Raw genomic sequence first — 9,124 nt, forward strand, 5'->3', positions numbered from 1 at the left:
GCGGTTTTTTATGTCAACAATTAGGCTATTAACCTAAAAGCTCACCAAGTTGTTGGCTAACAGCTTCAACAGCTTGAGTACCGTCTAATTTGTGGTACTGAGTGTTGCCTGCTTTCGCTTCAGCTTGGTAGTAATCAACTAATGGTTTAGTTTGGTCGTGGTAAATACCTAAACGCTTACGAACTGTTTCTTCAGTGTCGTCATCACGAATGATTAGGTCTTCACCTGTGATGTCATCTTTACCATCAACTTTAGGTGGATTATAAACAACGTGATAAACACGACCAGAGCCAGGGTGAACGCGACGGCCGCCCATACGCTCAACGATAATTTCATCAGCAACGTCAAATTCGATAACGTGATCAACTACCACGCCATTCTCTTTCATTGCATCTGCTTGAGGAATAGTACGAGGGAAACCGTCTAGTAAGAAACCTTTTTCACAATCTGGCTTAGCAATGCGCTCTTTAACTAGACCGATAATAATTTCGTCAGATACTAATTGACCTGCATCCATTACTTTTTTAGCTTCAAGACCAAGTGGTGTACCTTCTTTGATTGCTGCACGCAGCATATCGCCCGTAGAAATTTGTGGAATACCGTATTTGTCCATCAAAAACTGAGCTTGAGTACCTTTACCTGCACCCGGCGCGCCCAAAAGAATAATGCGCATATCATTGTCCTCTGTGTGATACTAATCTTAAAAATGGTCGATCAGTGGAGTTTTGTTTTTAGAGCCTGAATTCTTCCACAACTAAGGCTATACCTCAAGTAACTTATACCAATTGCCTATATTAGCGGCAATAAAAAAGGGAGCCTTGCTCCCTTTTCCAACTCATTCAGCTAAAACGCTTATTTGCTTAAATCTAGCATAAGTTTGTTCAAACGAGTTACAAAGCCTGCAGGGTCTTTTAAAGTACCGCGCTCAGCCAGTAATGCTTGATCTAAAAGTACTTGTGACCACTGAGCAAACTTGTCTTCGTCTTGTTCAACATTTAGGTGTTTAACAAGCTGATGCTCTGGGTTAAGCTCAAAAATTGGCTTTTGCTCAGGCACTGTTTGACCAACTGATTCCATTAACTTTTGCATTTGCGAGCTCATATCGTGCTCATCAGCAACAACACATGCAGGCGAGTCAGTTAGACGGTGCGTAAAGCGTACGTCTTTAACGTTATCACCTAGTGCTGTTTTAATACGCTCGACTAGGCCAGCAACTTCTTTTTCTGACTCTTCTTGCGCTTTTTTCGTTTCTTCGTCATCCATGTTGCCTAAATCTAAGTCACCACGGGTAATTGACTGGAATGATTTTTCGTTGAACTCTGTTAAGTAGCTCATCATCCACTCATCAACACGGTCGCTTAGAAGCAATACTTCGATGCCCTTCTTACGGAAGATCTCTAAATGTGGTGAGTTCTTCGCTGCAGCGAATGAATCAGCAACTACATAGTAGATTTTGTCTTGCTCTGGCTTCATACGCTCAATATATTGCTCAAGCGATACATTTTGTGTGCTTTCATCAGTATGTGTAGAAGAGAAACGCAATAGCTTAGCAATAGCTTCTTTGTTAGCCGCATCTTCAGCTGGGCCTTCTTTTAACACCTGACCAAACTCATTCCAGAAAGATTGGTAATCTTCTTCGCGGTTTTTCGCCATACGCTCAAGCATTTTAAGTACACGCGATGTACAACCTTTACGGATTGCTTGCGTTACTTTGTTGTCTTGTAAAATTTCACGTGACACGTTAAGTGGCAAGTCGTTTGAATCAAGTAAACCTTTCACAAAACGTAAATAGCTTGGCATGAACTGCTCAGCGTCATCCATAATGAAAACGCGTTGTACATACAGTTTTAAACCAGATTGACGCTCACGGTTCCATAAATCGAAAGGTGCTTTTTTCGGGATGTATAACAAGCTCGTGTATTCAGTTTTACCTTCAACCTTGTTATGTGCCCAGCTTAGTGGCTCTTCCCAATCATGACCGATGTGCTTATAAAACTCTTTGTACTCTTCGTCTGTTACTTCTGACTTATCACGAGTCCATAGTGCTGTTGCGCGGTTAATACCTTCCCACTCGCCTGGCTGTGCTGGAATTTTCTCGCCGTCAGGACCTTCAGATTCAGGTACTTCTGCTTTATACATCTCAACTGGAATAGAAATATGGTCTGAATATTTAGTTACGATGCTACGTAGACGGAACTCATCAGCAAACTCTGTTTCGTCTTCACGAAGGTGAAGAATGATTTCGGTACCACGTGATGGTTTATCAATCTCTTGTAATGTGTACTCACCTTCACCTGCAGATTGCCATTCAATACCTTGGCTTTCACCTGCTTTACGCGTACGTACTGTTACTTTGTCAGCAACGATAAACGCTGAGTAAAAACCAACACCAAATTGACCAATCAATTGTGAATCTTTGCTTTGGTCACCAGTTAGGTTTTGGAAAAATTCTGCGGTGCCTGATTTTGCAATTGTACCTAGTGAATTGATCACATCTTCACGGCTCATACCAATACCATTATCAGTAATGGTGACCGTGTTTGCTTCTTTATCGGCACTGATACGTACTTTTAGTTCCGCATCGTTTTCGTATAAATCGCCATTAGAAAGCGCAAGGAAACGTAATTTATCTGCCGCATCTGACGCGTTTGATACAAGCTCACGTAGGAAAATCTCTTTATTAGAGTAAAGAGAATGAATCATCAGGTTTAATAATTGTTTGACTTCTGTTTGAAAGCCTAATGTTTCTTTTTGTGCTGCAGTCATTGTGTAAATCTCCAATTAACAAAGTGTCTAATCTGCACTATGACTCTTTATATGGGGCAGGCTTTTTGAACTTCAAGGCAAAAATTTAAATTTACGGCTAAATTGGGGGGCTATACACAAAAAAGCCTGCTTAAAGCAGGCTTTTGATACCATATCAGGTATTAATTTTGGTTTACGGCGCGTCGTCCGCTAAATGCGTGCATCAATGTCATACCATCGAGTAAGTCGAGCTCACCACCAACAGGGACACCGTGAGCAATACGAGATGCACCTACCTGATACTTATGACAAAGCTCAGCAATGAAGTGGGCTGTGGTTTCACCTTCAACACTTGGATTGGTCGCGAGGATCACCTCATTAATGCCGCCTTGTTGCAACTTGCTTTCAAGAATATCAAGGCCAATTTCTTTTGGTCCTATGCCATCAATTGGCGACAAGTGACCCATTAAAACAAAGTAAAGACCTTGGTATTGACCAGTTTGCTCAATAGCGAGTACATCGGTTGGTGATTCAACCACACACAATAAACCACTATCTTGGCGTTTAACACTTGAACAAATATCGCATACAGCTTGCTCTGTAAAAGTACGACAAGATTGACAGTGCCCTACTTCATCCATTGCTTTGGTTAATGCATGACCAAGCTGTTTACCACCCTGACGGTCACGCTCAAGCAAATGAAAAGCAATGCGCTGTGCCGACTTAGGACCTATGCCCGGCTGGCATCGTAGCGCTTCAATTAGCTGTGTTAAACTAGGAGATAGTTGCATACAAAATCACTTAGAATGGCATTTTCATACCTGGTGGTAATTGCATACCGCCAGTTACTTTGCTCATGCGCTCTTGAGTTTCTTCAGCAACACGACGAACTGCATCATTACACGCTGCCGCTAATAAATCTTCGATCATGTCTTTGTCGTCTTCCATTAGGCTGTCATCTAATTCAACACGACGAACATTGTGGTTACCAAGCATAGTTACTTTAACTAGGCCTGCACCTGCTTCACCTACAACTTCAAGGTTTGCGATTTCTTCTTGGGCTTTTTGCATGCGCTCTTGCATTTGCTGCGCTTGCTTCATCATGTTACCCATTCCACCTTTAAACATAACTGTCTCTCTTTCTAAACTACTTTAATTGGCATGAAGATAAGGGCTATTGTAACTAATTACAATGCCTGAATACTGTTTTCATCGATTATAGCGCTAAATAACTGTTGAAATTGCACTATATTTTCATCGCTATTTATTACATCAATCGCTTGTTGATGACGTCCCGCATCAATTTTTTGTTGAATCAAATACGGTGAATCAATTACGCCATCAGCAAACTCGATACTAAGCTCAACATTATGGCCGTAAATTTCACTTAATGCGGCATTGAGCTTTTGTCTAAGCACAGCGCTATCTAAATGGCGCTGTGATGAATCAACTTCAATGTGCAACTGATTATTCTGCTTGGTAAAAATTGAATGCAGCGCAAATTGGCGCATGCGACCACCAAGCCCCATACGTTTAATTAAATACGCCCATTCGTCTTGTTCGTGTGCAAACTTAATACTGCTGATCGGGCTTTCAAAATCATCAGGTATCGGAATACTGGCTTCTTCAACTACTGGCTCTGGCGCTTTTTGTGGATTGATCTGCTCAAGTAACTCTGGCGCTAAGTTTTCGGTGATTGTTTGATGCTTTTCTCGAAAGTCGACTTTTTTTACTTTACTACTGCTCTCCCCCGTTTGCTGGGGGATGGGCTTTTTTACTTCAGCAGCCATTGCTTGCTGCTGAGACTGAATATTGGTCGTGGCTGTGCTTTGTTGCGCTGGCGGCTCTGCTTTGGGCTCAGCTTCAGGCTGTGGTTCTGCTTTAGCATGAGTTTGCGTTGGTGCACCACTTAAACGCCCGGCACCTGAAATATTGCGGTCTTGTAAAATACGAGCAATGGCCGACTGCGCCTGACTTTGCTGCTGTTGTAATTGTGCAGGTGCAGTTTGCTGTTGCTGAGGCGCAGATGCTTCATTGGCAGTAAAGCCCTGATCATAGGCGCTATTCATCACATCATCGTATTGCGCAGCAAGTGATGGGTCCATTTGCGCATCATGATCGTCCATATAATCTTGCGAAGAATACTCTGGTGATGAGTACTCATCTGCAGGCACTTGCTCTGAGTGGCTTTGCTCTTGGTGTTGAGCCGCTGGTTGAACTTCAGCGGCCATTGCAGTTTCAACAGATTGCTGAGGCTGTTGACCAACATCAGGCTGCTCTTCTGCTGTTGCTTCAACTTGCTGGGCAGGCTCATGGCTATGTACCGTTTCTGCCTTGGCTGCTTGAATAGGCTCAGCTTGTGTTGGCTGAGGCTCTGAAGGAACAGCAGTTGTCTGTGCAGAGCTATGTGCAACTGGTGCTTGCTCTGAAGCTGCTTGTTCACGTTGCGCCGTAGATTTTTTCAAAATATCACGCAGTGCACCGGCACCACTTGGCTTAACCTGTTGCTGGGTATTCGTTGGTATTTGGCTTTGTGCAAATTGCGTAGGTTGGAATGCAAGCAGTCGCAACATGATCATTTCAAAGCCAAGTTTAGCATCGGGTGCCCATTGCAAATCTTTTTTACCATTTAATAGCAATTGGTAGTAAACCTGCATCTGCTGTGCATCAGTGGTTTGTGCCACCTGCTCAATAAAATCTCGGTTAGTATCATCAAGTGCCGCTGCACTAGGCACAAGTTGCACAAGCTGAATAAGATGCGTCAGGGCAATTAAATCGTCGAGCAAAGCTACAAAGTTAGGGTTTCGGCTAACGACCGCTTTTACTTCTTGAAGTAATGCATCGCCATCTTGGCACAATAACGCTGCTAACATGGTTTGGCTATATTGAGTATCCATCAAGCCAAGCATAGTTTGCACAGCCTGATGATTAATATTGCCATTGGTTTGCGCAATTGCTTGGTCTGTAAGACTCAGTGCATCACGCATACTACCATCGGCTGCCTTAGCTAAAATAGACAATGATTTATCATCAAAACTTAGCTGCTCTTGATTAAGAACATGGGCAAGCTGATCATGAATTTCTGATTGCGACAAAGCATTTAAATTAAACTGTAAGCAACGCGATAAAATCGTCACTGGCAGTTTCTGCGGATCGGTTGTCGCTAATAAAAACTTCACATGCTCTGGCGGCTCTTCCAATGTTTTTAGTAATGCATTGAAACTGTGCTTTGACAGCATGTGAACTTCATCGATTAGGTATACCTTGTAACGACCACGTGTTGGTGCGTATTGAACGTTATCAAGGATTTCGCGGGTATCTTCTACTTTGGTACGTGATGCCGCATCGATTTCTAACAAATCGATATAACGGCCTGCTTCTATGTCAGTACAACTTGAGCATTGGCCGCATGGCTCAGCAGAGATACCCTTATCGCAGTTGAGGCTTTTAGCGAATATACGTGCAATGGTTGTTTTACCCACCCCACGGGTTCCAGTAAAGAGATAAGCATGATGGAGTCTATTTTGTGTTAACGCATTGACTAATGCCTGTTTAACATGAGACTGCCCCACTAACTCGTGAAAGGTTTGTGGTCGCCATTTCCTTGCTAGAACCTGATAACTCATTAATTATTCGCCTTCGAATTCAACCAACTTTAAGATTTTGATGCCCATATCAGCAATTCGTTGCTCACCACCCAGCTCAGGTAAAGAAACAACAAATGCGGCATCAGTTGCGTTACCGCCTAGTTTAGCAACTAATTTTGCAGTTGCTTCGATTGTGCCACCTGTCGCCAGTAAGTCATCTACCAGTAACACTTTATCGCCAGGGACAATTGCGTCTGTATGAAGCTCAAGAATATCTTCACCATACTCTAATTGGTAACTTTGTGAAATCACTTCGCGAGGAAGTTTGCCTGGTTTACGAACTGGAATGAATGGAATACCTAGTGCATAAGAAAGTGGTGCACCAAAGATAAAGCCACGAGATTCAGTACCGATGATTTTTGTAAAACCTTGGTCTTTATATGCTGCGATAAAGCTGTCGATAGTTGCTTTAAATGCGTCAGCATTAGCCATTAAAGTTGTTACGTCGCGGAACATAATGCCCGGCTTTGGGTAATCAGCGATCGTTGCAATGCTCTGTTTGATGAGCGTTGAAGTTGCTTGAGTCATAATTATACTGCTCAAAAAGTTTATCTAACAAAGCTCGAGAGTATAACATCACCTTAGGAGAAAGTCGGTAGCAAGTTTCGAAATTAATCACTTAACAAGAAATATCAACTATAAAAAAGGCTGCATTATGCAGCCTATTGTCTTAAATTTGCTTGCGCAGATTAAGATAAAGAAGTGATCCAACCAAGAATAGCGTTTAGACAGCCAATGCCACCGAATACAGCTAAAAACGCAATGAAATAAGTTGCATTGAACGGATCTTTAAAGTCTTTATCATTCGACATAGTTACTACCTTTATTTAAGCACGACAAAATAAGGCGCACATAATAGTCGAACTACCCTCATCAATAAAGAGCTTTAGCCGATTTTTAAACCAATGTATTAGTCACCACAATGCCGCGCTCTGCCATGGCACTTAAGGTATTGAGCGCACCTTGGTAAAGCTGCTCTTGGCTAAATTGAGGCGCATGCTCTGCAACTGCTTGGCATATATCATTTAAATCTGCACCCGGCTGAGATTCTATGATATTAAGAAGTAATGCAGTCATCGCATTTGTCGATAAAAACTGTACTTCGTCATCGCTATCACGATAAACCACAAAGTAACTTGGTTGTGCCGCGGGTTCACTTGGTTGATTATCTGTACTGATGGTATGAACAGGAAAACTGTAACTCAAGTTACGCGCAAGCGAACTTAAGAATAATGCAGAGCTTGTCACTTGATGAGCCGATAAGCTCACTTCTTCTACCACCTCTTGAGCAACCGATACATCAAGCTCAACCCATTCATAGTGCGCTAGCTCTAACATAAACGCGGGATCATCGCTTTGCACTTCATAGTCATTAGCAAGAAAAGCCAAAAACTCCCCTGCAATATCTAAAAAATAAGGTGATTTACAATCATGCTGGCTAAAAAACTGTCTAACGAGGCCATGCCAAGCTTGCTCTGAATATAAACTTTTTAGTACTGGATACGCAGAGCTAACAAAGCCATCCACATTATTAAAAAATAAGTCGCGATAAATCGCCATACGGCGCTCTTCAACATCGCTAGGCTTAGCATGTTGCTGAGGGTCGCGGATATGCGCCATAAACGCTTGCTGCACTTGGGTAAAATGATTAGGCACTGTGTTTCACCCTTGCTTGGTTTTGTTTGTTGGCTGTTTGCTGTAGTGCTTCAATGGTTTTCAGTTCAGCTAATAACTCACTCATCGGCGGAATATTAAAATCTCGTTCTAACAAGGTGGAAAATACCCCATGAACTTCATAAGCTTTTTCAAGTAATTGCCAAACAGGATCGATAACTGGCGCACCATGGGTATCAACCAGTAAATCTTCTGCCTCAGTGTAGTGGCCCGCAACATGCCCATAGGCAATACGTTTTGTTGGTAACGCCGCTAAGAATTGCTCTGCGTCATAACCATGATTAATCGAATTAACATAAATGTTATTCACGTCGAGCAGTAGTTTACAATCCGCTTCTTCTAACACCGCATTAGTGAACTCAAGTTCAGTCATTTGTTGGCCGGGCGCGCCATAGTAAGAGACATTTTCGATGGCAATTGGCTGCTCTAGAATATCTTGTACTTGCCTAATACGAGAGGCCACATGTTTAATTGCATCTTCAGTAAACGGAATGGGCATTAAATCGTACATATGCCCTTCGCCCGAGCAGTAGCTTAAGTGTTCGCTGAATAAACGAATATTATGCTCTTTAAAGAAAGTTTTAAGCGATTGCACAAAGTCAATATCAAGCGCTGCAGGTGAGCCAATTGATAACGATAAACCATGGCATACAAAGGCATGTTGTTCGGTAAGCTGTTTAAATTGTTTTCCAAAACGCCCGCCTAGCTTGAGCCAATTTTCTGGTGCAACTTCTAAAAACTCAATGGGTTTTGGAACATCAATGAGCATTTCATCAAGCATTTCTCGGCGCAAACCTAAACCAACCTGCCCAAAATCAGCTACTGATTCTTTTAACATACTACCTCCTACTAAAAAGGGCCTTTACGGCCCTTTTAAAAGCTAAATAAGCGTTTAGTGGTTAGAACCACATTTTCCTTCACCACACTTACCTTCTTTAGCTTTCTTTTTGTCTGCGCCACATTTACCTTCGCCGCACTTTCCTTCTTTAGCTGCTTTTTTGTCCGCGCCGCATTTACCTTCGCCGCACTTGCCTTCTTTAGCTGCTTTTTTGTCTGCG

The 9,124-nt window shown here is 42.5% G+C and carries 9 protein-coding genes; all 9 read right to left on the minus strand.

The window, feature by feature from the left end; all coding sequences use genetic code 11:
• Positions 1-28: 28 nt before the first annotated feature.
• The 9 genes from adk to AN213_RS00585 all read right to left on the minus strand — a co-directional run bounded on the left by adk (position 29) and on the right by AN213_RS00585 (position 8,904).
• Positions 29-673 carry an adenylate kinase gene (adk, locus tag AN213_RS00550; RefSeq protein WP_036967590.1) on the minus strand — a complete coding sequence of 215 codons (645 nt, stop codon included), beginning with the start codon at positions 671-673 and terminating at the stop codon, positions 29-31.
• 179 nt (positions 674-852) lie between these two features.
• Positions 853-2,766 carry a molecular chaperone HtpG gene (gene htpG, locus AN213_RS00555; RefSeq protein WP_054561733.1) on the minus strand — a complete coding sequence of 638 codons (1,914 nt, stop codon included), beginning with the start codon at positions 2,764-2,766 and terminating at the stop codon, positions 853-855.
• 161 nt (positions 2,767-2,927) lie between these two features.
• Positions 2,928-3,536: a recombination mediator RecR gene (gene recR, locus AN213_RS00560; RefSeq protein ID WP_055196818.1), complete on the minus strand. Its 609-nt coding sequence runs from the start codon at positions 3,534-3,536 to the stop codon at positions 2,928-2,930.
• 10 nt (positions 3,537-3,546) lie between these two features.
• Positions 3,547-3,873 carry a YbaB/EbfC family nucleoid-associated protein gene (locus tag AN213_RS00565; protein ID WP_054551547.1) on the minus strand — a complete coding sequence of 109 codons (327 nt, stop codon included), beginning with the start codon at positions 3,871-3,873 and terminating at the stop codon, positions 3,547-3,549.
• A 59-nt stretch (positions 3,874-3,932) separates the two neighbouring features.
• On the minus strand, positions 3,933-6,371 hold the full coding sequence (gene dnaX / locus AN213_RS00570; protein ID WP_055196821.1) for a DNA polymerase III subunit gamma/tau: 2,439 nt from the start codon (positions 6,369-6,371) through the stop codon (positions 3,933-3,935).
• A 3-nt stretch (positions 6,372-6,374) separates the two neighbouring features.
• Positions 6,375-6,920 (minus strand): adenine phosphoribosyltransferase, encoded by a 546-nt coding sequence (gene apt, locus AN213_RS00575; protein WP_055196823.1) that lies wholly within the window; start codon positions 6,918-6,920, stop codon positions 6,375-6,377.
• A 161-nt stretch (positions 6,921-7,081) separates the two neighbouring features.
• Complete coding sequence (locus AN213_RS20475) at positions 7,082-7,204, minus strand: hypothetical protein (protein ID WP_254907726.1); 123 nt, start codon at positions 7,202-7,204, stop codon at positions 7,082-7,084.
• 85 nt (positions 7,205-7,289) lie between these two features.
• Positions 7,290-8,048, minus strand: a complete 759-nt coding sequence (locus tag AN213_RS00580; protein WP_269083454.1) for a DUF2063 domain-containing protein — start codon at positions 8,046-8,048, stop codon at positions 7,290-7,292.
• The gene (locus AN213_RS00585) at positions 8,041-8,904 is read right to left on the minus strand and encodes a DUF692 domain-containing protein (RefSeq protein ID WP_055196825.1); all 864 of its coding nucleotides are present in this window, start codon (positions 8,902-8,904) and stop codon (positions 8,041-8,043) included. Before AN213_RS00585 ends, AN213_RS00580 begins: the two co-directional genes overlap by 8 nt.
• Positions 8,905-9,124: the final 220 nt, after the last annotated feature.

This window comes from Pseudoalteromonas sp. P1-8 (genome assembly GCF_001399985.1).
In the GTDB taxonomy this organism is placed as follows: Bacteria; Pseudomonadota; Gammaproteobacteria; order Enterobacterales; family Alteromonadaceae; genus Pseudoalteromonas.